Here is a 15,017-nt window from a genome sequence, read left to right on the forward strand (position 1 = left end):
AGACCGCCGTGGTGTTGCGACCGCTGGGGCTGGGGGACCTGCTGACCGGGGTGCCGGCCATCCGGGCGGTGCGGGCGGCGGTGCCCGACCACCGGCTGGTGCTCGCCACGACGGAGGCGCTGCGTCCGCTGGCCGGGCTGATCGACGCCGTCGACGAGGTGCTGCCCGCGCGCGAGCTGGAACCGCTGGACTGGAGCGGGCCGCCACCCGAGGTGGCCGTCGACCTGCACGGCAAGGGGCCGGCCTCGCACGTGATCGTGGCCGACCTGCGTCCGGAGCGGCTGCTGACCTTCGACAGCCCGGGCTATCCGGGCCCGACGTGGTACGCCGACGAGCACGAGGTCCGGCGCTGGTGCCGGCTGGTCTCCGAAGGCCTGGGCGTCGACGCCGATCCGGACGCCCTCGACCTCGCCGCCCCGGCCGGGCCGCCGCCGGCGTCCGGGGTCACCGTCGTCCACCCCGGGGCGGCCCATCCCGGCCGGCGCTGGCCGCCCGCGCGCTTCGCCGCGGTCGCCCGCCACCTCGCCGCGCAGGGCCACGACGTCCGGATCACCGGCGGGCCGGCCGAGGTGGAGCTGGCCCGCACGGTCGCCTCGGTGGCCGGACTGGGGGAGGAGGCGGTGCTCGCCGGCCGGACCTCGTCGCTCGAGCTGGCGGCCGTCGTGGCCGCCGCCCGGCTGGTGGTGTGCGGCGACACCGGCGTCGCGCACCTGGCGTCGGCGTACCGCCGTCCCTCGGTGGTGCTGTTCGGACCGGTGTCGCCGGCACTGTGGGGACCGCCGGCCCGCGCCGGGCTGGGCGGAGGAGCACTGCACGCCGTCCTCTGGCACGGCGACGTCCACCAGGGCACCGGCGACCCGTGGGGCACCGAGCTGGACCCGGCGCTGGCGGCGATCACGGTCGACGAGGTCATCGAGGCGCTGCACGCCCTGCCGGCTGCGGTCTGACACCACGTCCGCGGAACCTCGTGCTCTGAGTCGGTGGCGACTCAGAGCACGAGGTTCCCGACAGCGGGTCGGTCGGTGCTACCCCCGCTGGCGGAGGGCGTCGAACAGGACCGTCTGCAGGTCGGCGGGGTCGACGGCCGAGTAGGCCGCTCCGGCGGTCGCCTCGGCGATCTGCTCCAGCGCGCCGAGGTCGGCGTCCGGCCCCAGGGCCACCCCGATCACCTTGATCGGCCGCTCGGGGTTCGCCTCGCTGCGCAGCGTCTCCAGCAGCGCGTCGAGCTGCAGACCCGACTCGTCGTCCTCGTTCGTGCCGTCGGTCAGCACCAGGACGCTGTTGACGGCGGTCGGGTCGTAGTTGTCCCGCGCCGCGCGGACGGCTGCCAGCGTCGTGTCGTACAGGCCCGTGCCGCCGGGCGTGAGCCGCTCGGGGATGGTGTCGAGCTGGCTGTCGAGGACGTCGCGCTGCGGACGGCCCCCGGCGTCGGCGTCGAGCTCCTGCGTCGGCACGAGCTCGGTCCAGTCCTGGCCATCGGCCAGCTGGTAGGCGAACACCCACAGCCCGAGCGCGTAGTCGCCCGGGACCAGGGACAGCGTGGCCTTGGCCGCGTCCCGCGCCAGGGTGGCGCGGGTGCCGTCGCCCACCGGGGCCTCCATCGACGTGGAGACGTCGAAGACCGCCAGGATCCGGGACGGCGACGCCAGGCTGGACAGCCGGGCGAGCAGGGCCTGCACGCCGGCCGGGTCCAGGCCCAGCGGGGTGGGGGCGGTCGCCTGGATCCCGGTGCCGTCCGCGTCGGCGGGCGCCGTGCCGTCGGCGTCGCGGAAGCCGGCGTCCAGGGCGGCCGTCCGTGCGGTGTCCGACGTCAGCCGGCTCACCACGGCGTCCACGGCGGTGGCGGCGCTGCCGGACGGGGAACCGATCCGCACGACCGGGTAGTCCAGCGACGGGCTGCCCTCGGCCGGGTAGACGGCGACGAGCGAGGAGGAGTCGGCGCCCTGGTTGGTCGCGACCACCTCCTGCTCGCTGACCGGCACGAGCGGGGCGTCGGCGCCACCGTCCCGCCCGGCGGCCAGCCCGTCGGCCACCGAGAGCGCTGCCCCGCGCTGGGCGGCCAGCACGGCCTGGACGACGGCGTTGTCGGCATCGGCGTCGGCGCCGAGCGCGGTGCGGACGGCGCTCAGTGCGGCCAGGCCCTCGGCGCTGGTCGCGAGGTCCGGCACGGCCAGCGGCTGCTGGCCGGCGAGGGCCTGACCCCAGCCGGGCGGGGTGGCGTTCCAGCCGAGGGCCTCGACCGCCTCGCTGCTGGTGGCCAGGACGACGGGGGACGTGGCGGCGGACCCGACCGGCTCGAGTGGGGCGTCGCCGGCCCGCGCCACCCACAGGGAGGAGTCGGGCACCCATACGTCGGGCAGGGCGCCGTCCTCCAGCGCCGCCAGGTCACCGACGGTCTGCAGCGGCTGCTGCGCGGTGACCGCCGCCTCGGCGCAGACCTCGCCGTCGAGCTCGATCGGCTCGGCCAGCAGCTGCGCGGCGACCGGCTCGAACTCGGGCGCCACCGTGACGGCGACGGACTCGCGTGTCCCGCACGGGCCGTCCGATCCGGTCAGCCACCAGGCCAGTCCGCCGGCGACCAGGAGGACGACGACCCCCGCGGCGACGAGGAGGGGGAGGGGCGCCCTGCGGCGTGTGGCAGTGGGATCGGCGTGGCGGCCCATGCTCGCTCTCTGTGGTTCGACTCGGGGGGACGCGGCTCCCCCGAGTCCGCACGGGCCAGCTTAGTTGGCCCACGGCGAACTCAGTGTGCTGTTTCGCTCACCCCGCGCGAACGGCTCCGCGTTCCCGCTGAGCGGCGAACCAGTCGACCGTGCGGCGCAGCCCCTCCTCCGACGGGACCGTGGGCCGCCAGTCCAGCAGCTCCTCCGCGCGGGTGGTGTCGGGACGACGCACCTTCGGGTCGTCCACCGGCAGGTCGATGAACTCGACGGCCGAGTCCGAGCCGGTCAGCTCGGCGATCCACTGCGCCAGCCGGAGCATGGAGAGCTCGTCGGGGTTGCCGATGTTGACGGGTCCGGCGTGGTTCGAGAACGCCATGGCGAGGATGCCGCGGACGGTGTCGTCGACGTAGCAGATGGACCGTGTCTGGGAGCCGTCGCCGGCGACGGTCAGGGGACGGCCGTCCAGGGCCTGGCCGACGAAGGCGGGGATGGCCCGGCCGTCGTCGGCGCGCATCCGCGGGCCGTAGGTGTTGAAGATCCGCACGATGCCCGTGTCCGTGCCCTTGGACGTCCGGTAGGCCGTCGTCATCGCCTCGCCGAACCGCTTGGCCTCGTCGTAGACGCCGCGGGGGCCGACCGGGTTGACGTTCCCCCAGTACTCCTCGCGCTGGGGGTGCTCCAGCGGGTCGCCGTAGACCTCCGACGTGGAGGCCAGCACGTAGCGGGCGCCCTTCTCGTGGGCCAGGCCGAGGGTGTGCAGCGTGCCGAGGCTGCCGACCTTCAGCGTCTCGATGGGCATCTTGAGGTAGTCGATCGGGCTGGCGGGGGAGGCGAAGTGCAGGACCAGGTCGACCGGCCCGGGGACGTGCACGAAGTCGGTGACGTCGCAGCGGATGAGCCGGAAGCCGGGGTGCTCCATGAGGTGCACGACGTTCTCGGGGGAGCCGGTGAGGAAGTTGTCGAGGCAGACGACCTCGACCCCGCGCTCGAGCAACTGCTCGCACAGGTGCGATCCGAGGAACCCGGCCCCACCGGTGACCACGGCCCGGCGGATGGTGCGGGCCTCGCGGACCGGCATCGGCTGTGACATCGCTGCACCTCTCACCCTCGGCTGACGTGCCCGCGCCCTCCTACCCGGAGATCAACTGCACACACTTCGGAACCGAAGTGTCCGCGGACGCCGGCGGGCCGCCGGCCTCCCGAAGGAGACCGACGGCCCACGTGACCTGCTGGAACGGCCTCGTGCAGGGTCCCGGCCCGAGCGGAGCGAGGGTCGGGGGGCACGAGGTCCTTTTTCAGTCGACGGCGGACTCCTCGTCGGGGATGCCGTTCTCCGGCGGGGCCGAGGCCTCGCCGTCGAACTCCTCGATCTCCGCGTCACCGATGTCGGTGATGCGGACCGGCTGGACCTCCTCGGAGCCGTTGCCCACGATGCGCTCGATCGACATGCCGCTCGTGCCCATGTGGCTGTCGGCCGAGTAGCGGTACGGCGCGAACACCGGTCCCTGCCAGTCGGCACCGGCGGTCTCGATGGCCTCGACGATGCCGTCGCGGGTCGGGTTCTGACCGGCGGCCTGCAGCGCCTGGACCGTGGTGTACGCCTGCGACATGCCGTAGACGCGGTAGTTCGTCAGCTCACCTTCCTGACCCGAGGCCTCCCAGATCTCCTGGAACTGCTGGATCCAGGGGTTGTCCGTCTGGTCGACCGTCGGCAGGTAGCCGGTGGTCAGCGCGCCGTCGAGCAGGCTGGCGTCCGTCACCGACCCCTGCGAGAACCGGGCCAGCAGCGAGCCGACCAGCGCGGGGTCCGACCCGACGTTCGAGTAGAACCACTGCTCGGGCTGGTAGCCGAGCTGCAGGGCGGTCAGCTGCGACAGCGCGGTGTAGCTGGGCACGTTGAAGCCGACGACGAAGTCGGCCCCGGCGGCCTGCAGCTCGGAGATCTGCGGAGCCACGTTCGTGTTGCCCGGCGTGTAGCGGACCGCCGCGACGATCTGGTCGTCGATGTACTCGCGGATGCCCTCCTCGCCGTCCTCGCCGAAGTCGTCGTCCTGGAGGAACAGACCCACCTTGGCGTCCGGGAACTCCTCGGCGATGTACTCGCCGATGATCTTGCCCTCGCTGGTGTAGTCGGTCTGCCAGCCGAAGGTGTACGGGTTCGCCTCCGGGTCGTCGCCCCAGAGCAGGGAGCCGGAGGAGACGAACAGGTCGGGCACGCCCTCGCTGTTCAGGAAGTCCAGGACGGCGCTGTGGGTCGGGGTGCCCAGACCGCCGACGATCGCGAAGACCTCGTCCTCCAGCACCAGCTGGTTGACGACCTGCGTCGTGTTGGTCGGGTTGTAGGCGTCGTCGCGGTAGATGTACTCGATCTGCCGGCCGTTGACCCCGCCGTTGTCGTTGACCCAGTCGAAGTACGCCTGGACGCCGGTCGGGATCTCGCTGTAGCCGGGGGCGGCCACACCGGTCAGCGGGTAGTGCGCGCCGAGCTTGATCGTGTCCTCGGTGATGCCGATGTCGGAGGCCTCGTTCTCGCCACCGCCACCGCCACCGCCACCGCCGCCGCCGTCGTCATCGCTGCCGCCGCCACAGGCGGCGACGGTGGAGACGACGGTGGCTGCGGCCAGGAAGGACACGAGACGTCGGGAGGATCTGGACAACAGTTCTCCTCTGATGCAGCCCGGGCGTCTGTGCCCGGGAGTCTGGTGGGGGTGGAGCGGGGTGCGACTGGCCGGATCGATCGGGTCGTCCTCACCCCCCGCTCGAGGAGCGGGCCGCCGCCGCACGCTGCTTCGCCCGGTAGGTGAGCCAGCGGAGGCGGACGGTTCCGACGAAGCCCGCGGGGGCGAAGATCATCGCCACGATCAGGACGACGCCGTAGACGAAGGGCGCGAGCTGCGCGGCCTCGGTGTTGTCGAGCCCGAAGTCGGCACCCAGGTCGGTGACGAACGGCGGCAGGAACACCAGGAGCGCGGAGCCGAGCAGTGCGCCGAGCAGGCTGCCGAGGCCGCCGAGCACGATCGCGGTCAGCAGCGAGAGGGAGAGCACCAGCGTGAAGCCGCTGGGTGCGGCGAGCCGGATGACCAGCGCCAGGACGCCGCCGGCCAGCCCGGCCGCCGCCGCGCTCACCGTGAAGGCGAGGACGCGCCACGTGCCCAGGTTGATGCCGGCCAGCTCGGCGGCCACGTCCTGGTCGCGGACCGCGCGCCAGGTGCGCCCGATCCGGCTGCGCACCAGGTTCGCCAGGAGGAAGTAGGTGATGACCAGGCAGATGGCGCCGACGTAGGCGAGCCACTTGGTGCCGGTCGCCGAGTTCCCGGACACGAAGGAGATGAAGTCCTTGAACGCGTCCGGCGGCTGCGGTGCGCGGACCCGCATGCCCTGCTCGCCACCGAAGATGTCGTGGAAGTAGATCGCCAGCCCGGGAAGGCCCACGGCCAGGGCCAGGGTCGCGCCGGCCAGGTACGGCCCGTGCAGGCGGGCCGCCGCGACGCCGACCAGGGCACCGACGACGGTGGCGACGAGCGTCGACACCAGCAGGATCAGCGGCAGCGGTACCGGCTCGTCGGCCTGGAGGAACAGCGCCGTCGTGTAGGCGCCCACGGCCATGAGTGCGCCGTGACCGAGCGACACCTGCCCGTTGAGGCCGGTGAGCACGGTCAGGCCGCCGGCCGCGATGGCGTAGTAGCTCAGCTGCGCCAGCTGGGAGTTGGTGAACGGGTCGGTGATCTCCAGGATGACCACCGCGGCGACGATGGCCAGCAGCACGACGACCAGGTGCCGGAGCAACGTGGACTTCGGCAGGAAGGAACGGCCGCCCGCGGCCTGTGCCGACGGGGCGTTCGCGGCGGCGGTGGCCTCGACCGGGGCCTCTTCGGTGGCCGCCCCAGCGGCGGAGGTGGGGGTCTGCGAGTCGCTCATCGTCATGCCCTCCGGGCCACGCTGCTGGCGAAGAGGCCACCTGGCCGGACCAGGAGCACCACGATCAGGATCACGAGCGCCGCCACGTTCACCAGGGCGCTGCCGCGCTCGATGTAGCCGCTGACGTAGCTCAGGGCCAGGCCGAGCAGCAGACCGCCGACGATGGCGCCGATCGGGGAGTCGAGGCCCCCGAGCACCGCGGCGACGAAGCCGAACACGATCAGGCTGTCCATGTAGGCCGGGTAGATGAACTCGCCACCGGCGATCAGCAGGCCGGCCAGGGAGCCGACGACGGCGGCCAGCGCCCAGCCGAGGGTCAGCATCCGGCCCACCCGGACCCCGAGCAGCCGGGCGACCTCCTGGCCGAAGGCCGAGGCGCGCATGGCCAGACCGACCCGCGTGAAGCGGAACAGCGCCACCAGCAGGGCCATCACGACCAGGACCGAACCGATGATGTACAGGCTGGTCGGGGTGAGGGCGATGGTGCTGTCACCGATCTCGAAGCCCCGGACGCCGAACGGCGTCGGGAACGACTGGAACGACGAGCCGAAGATGATCGCGATCGAGGCCTGGATGGCGACGAAGAGGCCCAGGGTCACGATCACCGCGTTGAGCTCGGGACCGCCCTCCACCGGCCGGATGACGACCCGCTCGACGACGGCGCCCAGGACGAAACCGCTGAGCAGCGCCACGATCAGCGCGATCCAGTAGGACTGCCCGGCGTCGATGAGCGCCAGGGCGATGAAGGCGGTGGCCGCCGCCATCGCGCCCTGCGCGAAGTTGACGATGCGGGTGGACCGCCAGATCAGCACCAGGGCCAGGGCGAAGGCGGCGTAGATCATGCCCTCGACCAGCCCCGAGAGGGTGATGTTGATGAACTGCTGCACGAAAGGTGCCTTCCTGGACCGGAGAGGGGCGGGTCAGAAGCCGAGGTAGGCGTGCCGGAGGCCTTCGTCGGCCATCAGGGTGCGGGCCTGGTCGGTGACCACGACCTTCCCGAGATTGAGGACGACGCCGACATCGGCGACCGACAGGGCGCTGCGGGCGTTCTGCTCGACCAGCAGCACGGAGAGTCCGTCCCGGTCGACCAGTTGCCGCAGCAGCCCGAAGATCTGCGCCACGATGCGCGGGGCGAGACCGAGGGAGGGTTCGTCGAGCAGCAGGATGCGCGGCTGGGCCAGCAGCGCCCGGCCGATGACGAGCATCTGGCGCTCACCGCCGGACAGGGTGTGCGCCGCGTTGTTGCGGCGCTCGGCGATCCGCGGGAAGAGGTCGTAGACGCGGTCGAACTCGTCCTTGCCCACCTTGCCGCGGAACAGGGAGCCGACCCGCAGGTTCTCGTCGACGGTCAGCTCGGCGATGACACCGCGGCCCTCCGGCACGTGGGACATGCCCTTGCCGACCATGGCCTCGACGGGTGCCTTGGTGATGTCCTCCCCGTCGAGCCGGACGCTGCCGGCCTGCGGGCGGACCAGGCCGCTGATCGTGCGCAGCAGCGTCGTCTTGCCCGCGCCGTTGGCGCCGAGGACGGCGGTGATCCGGCCCGCCTCGGCGCTCAGCGTGACGCCGTCGAGCGCGCGGACCGGGCCGTACGCGGAGGTGAGCCCCTCCACCTCGAGCAGCGACCTGCCCGGGGCGCCGGTGCTGCCCGCACCGGCGGAGACCGCGGTGCTGCCGTGCGGCTCAGGCATTGCTACCTCCGGAGGCGAGCTCGGCGGCGTCGGCCTCGACGTCGACGTCGTCCCCGAGGTAGGCCTCGGTGACCGCGGGGTTGGCCTGGACCTCGGCCGGTGTGCCGGCGGCGATCTGCTGCCCGGAGTCGAGCACGGTGATCCGGTCGCAGACGCGCATGACCAGGTCCATGTGGTGCTCGACGAGCAGGACGCTCATGCGGGTGGTGACGGCGCGGATCAGCTCGCCGAGCTCGTGCATCTCGTCCTCGGAGAGGCCGCTGGCGGGCTCGTCGAGGAGCAGCAGGTCGGGCTCGGCGACCAGGGCGCGGGCCAGGGCCACGCGCTTCTGGACCGGGTAGGGGAGTGAGCCCGGGTAGCGGTCGGCGTAGCTCTCGGCGCCGAGCTCGACCAGCGCCTGCTGCGCGCGCTCGCGCAGCAGCCTGTCGTCCTTGTCCGCCGTGGGCAGCGCGAGCAGCGCGGAGAAGAAGCCCGCCTTGGCGTGCCGGTGGGCGCCGATCATCACGTTCTCGAGGACGGTCAGCCCGGCGAACAGGCCCACGCCCTGCAGGGTGCGGGAGATGCCCAGGCCGCTGAGCTGGCTGGGCTTCAGCCGCCGCAGTTCCTGGTCGCGCCAGACGATCCGGCCGGCCGACGGGCGCACCAGGCCGCAGGCGACGTTGAAGAGCGTCGTCTTGCCCGCGCCGTTGGGGCCGATGAGCCCGTGCACCTGCCCGGGCTCCACGGTGAGCGAGACGTCGCTGAGTGCGGCCACGCCCCCGAAGGAGACGCTGATGCCGGTCATCTCGAGCCGTGCTGTGGGCGTTCTTTCCTGAGAAGGCTGGCTGCCGGAGTGCGGAGGCGGCTGCGCCAAGGGGCCCACTGCTCCTCTTCGTCGGGGAGGGGTCGGCGACCGACCGGGGAGGCGGTCGGCGACGATTGGGTCACGAGTACGTCCCGCTGAGCCTGCCGGGTCGTGTCCGTCGTCACAATGGGCTGATCGCACAGTGATGGCGGAGTCATGTTGTGCTGTGTGCGGCGCGTCACGAGGAGGTGATCGAGTGCAGCCCTTCCGCCCCGAGGTGGGTGCCCGGCTGGCCGAGCTGGCCCCGCTCCTGCTCGACGAACTCGACGCCATGACCGACCGGATGATCGACGTCCTGCTGCGGACCGAGCCCGCCTACCGCGAGCTCCTCGGCCACGGCGAGGACGAGATGCGCAGCTCCACCCGCGCCAACCTCGCGCGCGGCCTGCACACGTTGATCGGTGCGGCGGCCGGCGACACCCGGACCTCCTTCCGGGACGCGCGCGAGGTCGGTCGGCGCCGCGCGGCGCAGGGCGTCCCGCTGGAGGCGGTGCTGCGCGCCTACCGGCTCGGCGGCCAGGTGACGTGGGAGGCGCTGCTCGAGGTCTCCCGCCGCAGCAGCCGGGCGCACGACACGCTGCTGCTGGAGGTGGCGGGCTCGGTCTGGCGCACCAACGACGCCGAGTGCGCCGCGCTGGCGGAGGGATACCGCGAGGAGCAGCGCCGCCTGGCCGGCGTGGACGACGGCGCCCGCCAGGACGCCCTCGACGCGCTCCTCGACGGACGCGGGGGCGACCCGTCCTTCGTGCGGTCGGCGTCGGATCTGCTCGCCGTCCCGCTCGACGGGCCGCTGGTGGCCGTCGTCGCCCTGCCCGAACCGGACGGCGGCCCGGCGCTGGACCGGCCGACGTCCGCGCTGCTCAAGCGAGGGGTGCGGTCGGTGTGGGGTACCCGCCACGGCGCGCAGGTCGGGGTGGTGGCGCTCGGGAGCCTGCGCGGGTGCGAGGTGATGAGATGGCTCCGCGGGATGGCCACCGGACCGGTCGGGGTCTCGGCCGTGGTCGACGGCGCGGCGGCCGTGGGCTCGGCCTACCGCCTCGCGGCGACGGCGGCCCGCACCCTGCCGGCGGGGAGCACCCGGGTCGTCACGATCGACGAGCGCCTGCCCGAGGCGCTGCTGAGCAACTCCCCGGAGATCAGCTCGCGGCTGGTCGGCCAGTCCCTCGGCGGGCTGCTCGAGCTGCCGGAGGACGAGCGGGAAGTCCTGCTGGACACCCTCGCGGCCTTCCTCGCCTCCGACGGGTCACCGACGCGGGCCGCCGACGAGCTCTACTGCCACCGCAACACGGTCATGCACCGGCTGCGGCGGATCGAATCGGTGACGGGGCGGAAGGTGACCGACCCCCGGTCCCGGCTGCTCTGGCAGCTCGCGCTGCTCGGCACCCAGCACCGGAGGCCGGCCCGGCGCTCCGCCTAGAGGAACCCCGTTCGTCCTCTATTGGAGGTAGCTCTCGACGGTGGACTCGGGGCGCTCCTGCGCCTCGTCGGGGTTCTCGTCGTACTGCCGCTTGGCCCGGCGCTGGCGCAGGAGGTCCCACGCCTGGTCCAGGTGCTTCTCGAGCTCCTGGATGCGCGCGCGCTGGTCGTCGGTGTGCTCGGTGCCCTCGCGGAGCTTGTGCTCCTCCTCCACCAGCTCGTGGATGCGGCCCATGATGTCCTTCTCGTCCATGCCGACACCCTGCCCTGCGCGGCCCGGCCGAAACAGGGGCAGGCGTCAGGCCTGGTCGGGGACCCAGCCCTCCACGAACGCGGCGCGGCGTCGGGTGATGGCACCGCCGGCGCGGCCGAGGGCCAGCAGCGCCGCGCGCTCCAGGGGCACCCGCACGTCCCGCCGTCCGTGCTGCCGGGTGGCGACGGCGTGGCCGTCGGCGACGAGGTCGGTCCAGGGCCGCGCCAGCTGCTCCTGCACCCGGGCCAGCGCGGCCGCGGTCGGTCCGGCGTTGCCCGTCACCATGGCGCGGACGAACCCGGGGTCGCTGCCGATCACCCGGGTGCCGTCGCGGAAGCTGCCGGCGGCCAGGGCGAGGGCGAGCGGCCCCGCCTGTCCGGCGGCGGCGGCCAGGGCGGCGGCGAGCAGGTGCGGGACGTGGCTGATCGCGGCGACGGCGTCGTCGTGCTCGGCGGCCGTCGTGGGGACGACGGCCGCGCCCGCGTCCAGCGCGACCTCGGCCACCCGCAGCCAGCGCGGCAGCTCGGTGTCCGGTTCCAGGCACACGGCCCACCGGGCCCCGGAGAAGAGGTCCGGGTCGACGGCGGCGTGGCCTGAGCGCTCGGTGCCGCACATCGGGTGCCCGCCCACGAACCTGCTGCCCGCAGTGGCGCCGACGGTCTCCAGCACCGGGCGCTTGACCGAGCCCAGGTCCGTCACGGTCGCGCCGGGATCCACGGTGAGCCCGTCGAGAGCGGTCGCCATGGCCGGGAGCGGAACGGCGAGGACGACGACGCCGGACAGCGCCCGGGTGATCTCCACGCCCCGGGCGGCGGCCGCGTCGCGAGCGGCAGCATCGACGTCCCAGCCCTGCACCGGCCGGCCGGCCGCGACCAGCGCGGCCGCCAGCGATCCGCCGAGCTGGCCGAGCCCGACGACCCCGACGGGCGGCGCCGGCATCGTCGGCACGGGGAAGGCGGGAGCCGGTGCGGCACCTGGTCCTGCGGCATCGGCCATGATCAGAGGCTATGACGCCGCACATCACGCCCTCGAGCCGCGGACCGCACGCGCCATGACCCCCCGCTCCTTCCTCCTGACGCAGGAACTCGCCGACCACGTCCGCGCCGCCTCCGAGCCGGTCGACGACGTCGTCGCCGATCTGCTGGCCGAGACCGCTGCGATGGCCGAGCGGGGCGAGGCCTCGCCGACGTACCAGATCGCTCCCGAGCAGGGCACGTTCATGCAGCTGCTCACCCGCGCCGTCGGCGCCCGCCGGGCGATCGAGATCGGGACGTTCACCGGCTTCTCCGCGCTGTGCATCGCGCGGGGCCTGCCGGAGGACGGGTCGCTGCTGTGCCTGGAGCGCAGTGCCGGGTGGATCGACGTCGCCCGCCGGTACTGGGAACGGGCGGGGGTGTCCGGGCGCATCGACGTGCGGCTGGGCGAGGCGCTGCCGAGCCTCCGGGACCTCCCGCTCGCCGAGACCTTCGACCTGGCCTTCGTCGACGCGGACAAGACCGGGTACCCCGACTACGTGGAGGAGCTGCACGGGCGGATGACGCCGAACGGCCTGGTCCTGCTCGACAACACGCTCCGCGGCGGCCGGGTGCTCGCCCCGGAGACCGACGACGACCGCGCGGTCGTCCGCCTGAACGCCGCGCTGGCGGCCGATCCGCGGTGGGAGACCGTCCTGCTGCCGGTGTCCGACGGCCTGACCCTGCTCCGCAAGCGATGAGCGACGAGGTGCGCACCAGCTACGCGGTGCGGGTGAGCCGGGCCCAGGACCGGTGGACGGTGGATCTGCTGGCCGAGGACGCCGGTGACGAGCTGCCGGTGCTCGAGCGCGCGCTCGGTGATCCGGGAGCGGGGGACTGGCCGCCGCCGTTCGTGGTGGTGGTCGACTCCCGGCTGTACTTCGTCGTCCTGCGGCACGGGCCGGGCGGGATGGTCCGGGCGCTGATCTCCGACGCCACGATGCTCGAGTGGGTGCTCGCGGCGGAGGTCGTCGAGCGCTACGGCATCGGGGTGGACACCGACGGCGCCTTCGACGACGACGAGTCGGGCTGGCCGGGCGGCGATCTGCACGTCTTCGCCGACGACGGGCTCCCGCACGACGAGCTGCGGGCGATCGTGACCGCCGACGACCTGTGGGCCGACGAGATGGTGGAGCGGATCGCCCAGCGACTCGGCTTCGCCGACGAGCTCGCCGCGACGGTCGCGTCGTGACCGTCTCGGCGGTGGTCTTCGACCTCGGCGGCGTGCTGACCGAGAGCCCCATCACGGCGTTCACGGCCTACGAGGAGGAGGCCGGGCTGCCGGCCGGGCTCATCGTGCGGCTGAACTCCACCGACCCCGACACGAACGCCTGGGCCCGGTTCGAGCGGAACGAGCTGGACGTCGCCGGCTTCTCCGCCGCGTTCGAGGCCGAGGCGCTGGCCGCGGGGCACCGGGTCGACGCCGCCCGGGTCCTCGGCGCGCTGCGGGGGGAGCTGCGGCCGGCGATGGTCGCGGCGGTCCGCCGCCTGCGCGAGGCCGGGCTGCCCTTGGCGCTGCTGTCGAACAACGTGGCGCCGATGGAGCGGACCGGTCCGCTCGGCGACCTGCTGGGGCTCTTCGACGTGATCGTCGAGTCGTCGGTCGAGGGCGTGCGCAAGCCCGAGCCGGAGATCTACCGGCGGGCGCTGGCCCGGCTGTCGGACGCGGTGGGCCGGCCGATCGAGGCGACCGACTGCGCCTACCTGGACGACCTGGGCATCAACCTCAAGCCCGCACGGGCCCTGGGCTTCTCGACCGTCAAGGTGGTCGACCCGGCCGTCGCGCTGGCCGAGCTGTCCGAGCTCGTGGGCTTCCCGCTGGACGGGGCGGTGGTCCCGTGACCGCCGCCGGAGTCGGTGTTCCCGGAACCTCGTGCTCTAAGTCTCCGGGGACTCAGAGCACGAGCTTCCGAGGGGGCACCCCCTGACGGGCGACGTCGACGCGGCGATGGGGCGGGCGCTGGAGCTCGCGACCGCCGCGCAGGAGTGGGGCGACACCCCGATCGGCGCTGTCGTCCTCGGGCCGGACGGGACGCTGCTCGCCGAGGCGGCCAACGAGCGGGAGAAGCGCGGGGACCCCACGGCGCACGCGGAGGTGCTGGCCCTGCGGGCGGCGGCGCGGGCGCACGGCGACGGCTGGCGGCTGACCGGCTGCACGCTCGTCGTCACCCTCGAGCCCTGCACGATGTGCGCCGGCGCGAGCGTCCTGTCGCGCGTGGACCGGGTGGTCTACGGCGCCGACGACCCCAAGGCCGGCGCCGCCGGTTCGCTGTGGGACGTCGTCCGCGACCGCCGGCTCAACCACCGGCCCGAGGTCACCGCGGGCGTGCGGGCCGAGGAGTCCGCCACGCTGCTACGTGCGTTCTTCCGGGCTCAGCGGGGCCTGTAGTCTCTTCGGCGGTGGCGTGTCCGAGCGGCCGAAGGAGCACGCCTCGAAAGCGTGTGAGGGCAACCCCCTCCGTGGGTTCAAATCCCACCGCCACCGCAGGAAGACGACGACGGCGGCGTCCGCCCGGGTCCAGCACCCGGCCGGGCGCCGCCGTCCTCGTCCTAGCGTGTCCGTCGTGACCGACGCCGTGGCGCAGCCCGCCGACCTGGAACTCGTCCGCGCCTCCTACGACCGGGTGGCCGACACCTACGTCGCGATGGACGTCGGGGACCTCGCGCCGACGCCGTGGCTGCGCGCGGCGCTGACCGCGTTCGCCGAGGACGTGCGCGGGCTGGGCCCCGTGCTCGATGTCGGCTGCGGTCCCGGTCTGGTCACCGCTCATCTCGCCGGGCTCGGCGTGGACGCGTCCGGCGTGGATCTGTCACCGCGGATGGTCGAGCACGCCCGACGGCTGCACCCGGAGCTGCGGTTCTCGGTCGCCTCGGCCACCGACCTGCGGCTCGAGGACGCCTCGCTGGGCGGCGTCCTGGGGTGGTGGTCGCTGTTCAACCTGCCCCGTGACGTCCTGCCCGCTGTGCTCGCCGCCTTCGCCCGGGCGCTCGTCCCCGGCGGGCAGGTGCTCATCGGCACGCACGTCGGCGACGGCGAGATCGAGCGCTCCGAGGCGTACGGCGGCGTGCCGGTGTCGTGGACGACCCACCTGTGGCAGCCCGAGCAGGTGGCGGCGTTGCTCGTCGACGCCGGCCTGGAGCCGGTCGCCGAGCTGCGGCTGCCCATGGACGGATGGCTGCACCCTCAGGCGCTGCTCGCCGCCCGCGCCCCCGCGTGAC

At 73.6% G+C, this 15,017-nt stretch carries 16 protein-coding genes and 1 tRNA gene; 8 read left to right on the top strand and 9 right to left on the bottom strand.

What is annotated here, in order from left to right:
- Positions 1-8 precede the first annotated feature (8 nt).
- A complete protein-coding gene (locus CRP30_RS12685) occupies positions 9-947 on the top strand; it encodes a glycosyltransferase family 9 protein (RefSeq protein WP_304528902.1) in 939 nt (312 codons plus the stop codon).
- A gap of 78 nt (positions 948-1,025) precedes the next feature.
- On the opposite strand, the gene CRP30_RS12690 is transcribed toward CRP30_RS12685, so the two are convergent.
- From CRP30_RS12690 to CRP30_RS12720, 7 genes are all read right to left on the bottom strand, one after another.
- On the bottom strand, positions 1,026-2,663 hold the full coding sequence (locus CRP30_RS12690) for a VWA domain-containing protein (protein WP_097184346.1): 1,638 nt from the start codon (positions 2,661-2,663) through the stop codon (positions 1,026-1,028).
- A 97-nt stretch (positions 2,664-2,760) separates the two neighbouring features.
- Positions 2,761-3,753, bottom strand: coding sequence for a UDP-glucuronic acid decarboxylase family protein (locus CRP30_RS12695; protein ID WP_235003364.1), 993 nt, complete (start codon positions 3,751-3,753; stop codon positions 2,761-2,763).
- Between the two features lie 205 nt (positions 3,754-3,958).
- A complete protein-coding gene (locus tag CRP30_RS12700; protein WP_235003365.1) occupies positions 3,959-5,320 on the bottom strand; it encodes an ABC transporter substrate-binding protein in 1,362 nt (453 codons plus the stop codon).
- 91 nt (positions 5,321-5,411) lie between these two features.
- Positions 5,412-6,581 (bottom strand): branched-chain amino acid ABC transporter permease, encoded by a 1,170-nt coding sequence (locus CRP30_RS12705; RefSeq protein WP_097184348.1) that lies wholly within the window; start codon positions 6,579-6,581, stop codon positions 5,412-5,414.
- Positions 6,582-6,583: 2 nt separating this feature from the next.
- A complete protein-coding gene (locus CRP30_RS12710) occupies positions 6,584-7,468 on the bottom strand; it encodes a branched-chain amino acid ABC transporter permease (RefSeq protein WP_097184349.1) in 885 nt (294 codons plus the stop codon).
- 33 nt (positions 7,469-7,501) lie between these two features.
- Positions 7,502-8,272 carry an ABC transporter ATP-binding protein gene (locus CRP30_RS12715; protein WP_097184350.1) on the bottom strand — a complete coding sequence of 257 codons (771 nt, stop codon included), beginning with the start codon at positions 8,270-8,272 and terminating at the stop codon, positions 7,502-7,504.
- A complete protein-coding gene (locus CRP30_RS12720; RefSeq protein ID WP_097184351.1) occupies positions 8,265-9,056 on the bottom strand; it encodes an ABC transporter ATP-binding protein in 792 nt (263 codons plus the stop codon). Before CRP30_RS12720 ends, CRP30_RS12715 begins: the two co-directional genes overlap by 8 nt.
- A gap of 256 nt (positions 9,057-9,312) precedes the next feature.
- Between CRP30_RS12720 and CRP30_RS12725 the strand changes: the two genes are divergently transcribed.
- A complete protein-coding gene (locus tag CRP30_RS12725) occupies positions 9,313-10,533 on the top strand; it encodes a PucR family transcriptional regulator (RefSeq protein ID WP_097184352.1) in 1,221 nt (406 codons plus the stop codon).
- 18 nt (positions 10,534-10,551) lie between these two features.
- Here CRP30_RS12725 and CRP30_RS12730 read toward each other — a convergent pair whose 3' ends face one another.
- Together CRP30_RS12730 and CRP30_RS12735 are read right to left on the bottom strand one after the other, a co-directional pair.
- Positions 10,552-10,785, bottom strand: a complete 234-nt coding sequence (locus CRP30_RS12730) for a DUF2630 family protein (RefSeq protein ID WP_097184353.1) — start codon at positions 10,783-10,785, stop codon at positions 10,552-10,554.
- Positions 10,786-10,830: 45 nt separating this feature from the next.
- Positions 10,831-11,781 (bottom strand): prephenate dehydrogenase/arogenate dehydrogenase family protein, encoded by a 951-nt coding sequence (locus CRP30_RS12735; RefSeq protein WP_097184354.1) that lies wholly within the window; start codon positions 11,779-11,781, stop codon positions 10,831-10,833.
- Between the two features lie 55 nt (positions 11,782-11,836).
- On the opposite strand from CRP30_RS12735, the gene CRP30_RS12740 reads away from it, so the two are divergent.
- The 6 genes from CRP30_RS12740 (at position 11,837) to CRP30_RS12765 (ending at position 15,016) form a co-directional block, all read left to right on the top strand.
- Positions 11,837-12,499: an O-methyltransferase gene (locus CRP30_RS12740; protein WP_097184355.1), complete on the top strand. Its 663-nt coding sequence runs from the start codon at positions 11,837-11,839 to the stop codon at positions 12,497-12,499.
- A complete protein-coding gene (locus CRP30_RS12745) occupies positions 12,496-12,990 on the top strand; it encodes a tRNA adenosine deaminase-associated protein (protein ID WP_097184356.1) in 495 nt (164 codons plus the stop codon). Before CRP30_RS12740 ends, CRP30_RS12745 begins: the two co-directional genes overlap by 4 nt.
- The gene (locus tag CRP30_RS12750) at positions 12,987-13,640 is read left to right on the top strand and encodes an HAD-IA family hydrolase (protein WP_097184357.1); all 654 of its coding nucleotides are present in this window, start codon (positions 12,987-12,989) and stop codon (positions 13,638-13,640) included. The genes CRP30_RS12745 and CRP30_RS12750 overlap by 4 nt, the downstream gene beginning before the upstream one ends.
- Before the next feature lie 106 nt (positions 13,641-13,746).
- On the top strand, positions 13,747-14,187 hold the full coding sequence (locus tag CRP30_RS12755) for a nucleoside deaminase (protein WP_200814732.1): 441 nt from the start codon (positions 13,747-13,749) through the stop codon (positions 14,185-14,187).
- 10 nt (positions 14,188-14,197) lie between these two features.
- A tRNA-Ser gene (locus CRP30_RS12760) sits at positions 14,198-14,283 on the top strand.
- 79 nt (positions 14,284-14,362) lie between these two features.
- Complete coding sequence (locus CRP30_RS12765) at positions 14,363-15,016, top strand: class I SAM-dependent DNA methyltransferase (RefSeq protein WP_097184945.1); 654 nt, start codon at positions 14,363-14,365, stop codon at positions 15,014-15,016.
- Position 15,017: the final 1 nt, after the last annotated feature.

It is taken from the genome of Blastococcus haudaquaticus (genome assembly GCF_900230285.1).
In the GTDB taxonomy this organism is placed as follows: domain Bacteria; phylum Actinomycetota; class Actinomycetes; order Mycobacteriales; family Geodermatophilaceae; genus Blastococcus_B; species Blastococcus_B haudaquaticus.

Excerpts from the sequence above, each read along its gene's own strand:
- CRP30_RS12720 (WP_097184351.1), bottom strand. The coding sequence starts at position 9,056 with ATGACCGGCATCAGCGTCTCCTTCGGGGGCGTGGCCGCACTCAGCGAC.
- CRP30_RS12715 (WP_097184350.1), bottom strand. The coding sequence starts at position 8,272 with ATGCCTGAGCCGCACGGCAGCACCGCGGTCTCCGCCGGTGCGGGCAGC.
- CRP30_RS12735 (WP_097184354.1), bottom strand. The coding sequence starts at position 11,781 with ATGGCCGATGCCGCAGGACCAGGTGCCGCACCGGCTCCCGCCTTCCCC.
- CRP30_RS12745 (WP_097184356.1), top strand. The coding sequence starts at position 12,496 with ATGAGCGACGAGGTGCGCACCAGCTACGCGGTGCGGGTGAGCCGGGCC.
- CRP30_RS12755 (WP_200814732.1), top strand. The coding sequence starts at position 13,747 with ATGGGGCGGGCGCTGGAGCTCGCGACCGCCGCGCAGGAGTGGGGCGAC.
- CRP30_RS12695 (WP_235003364.1), bottom strand. The coding sequence starts at position 3,753 with ATGTCACAGCCGATGCCGGTCCGCGAGGCCCGCACCATCCGCCGGGCC.
- CRP30_RS12690 (WP_097184346.1), bottom strand. The coding sequence starts at position 2,663 with ATGGGCCGCCACGCCGATCCCACTGCCACACGCCGCAGGGCGCCCCTC.
- CRP30_RS12730 (WP_097184353.1), bottom strand. The coding sequence starts at position 10,785 with ATGGACGAGAAGGACATCATGGGCCGCATCCACGAGCTGGTGGAGGAG.
- CRP30_RS12740 (WP_097184355.1), top strand. The coding sequence starts at position 11,837 with ATGACCCCCCGCTCCTTCCTCCTGACGCAGGAACTCGCCGACCACGTC.
- CRP30_RS12705 (WP_097184348.1), bottom strand. The coding sequence starts at position 6,581 with ATGAGCGACTCGCAGACCCCCACCTCCGCCGCTGGGGCGGCCACCGAA.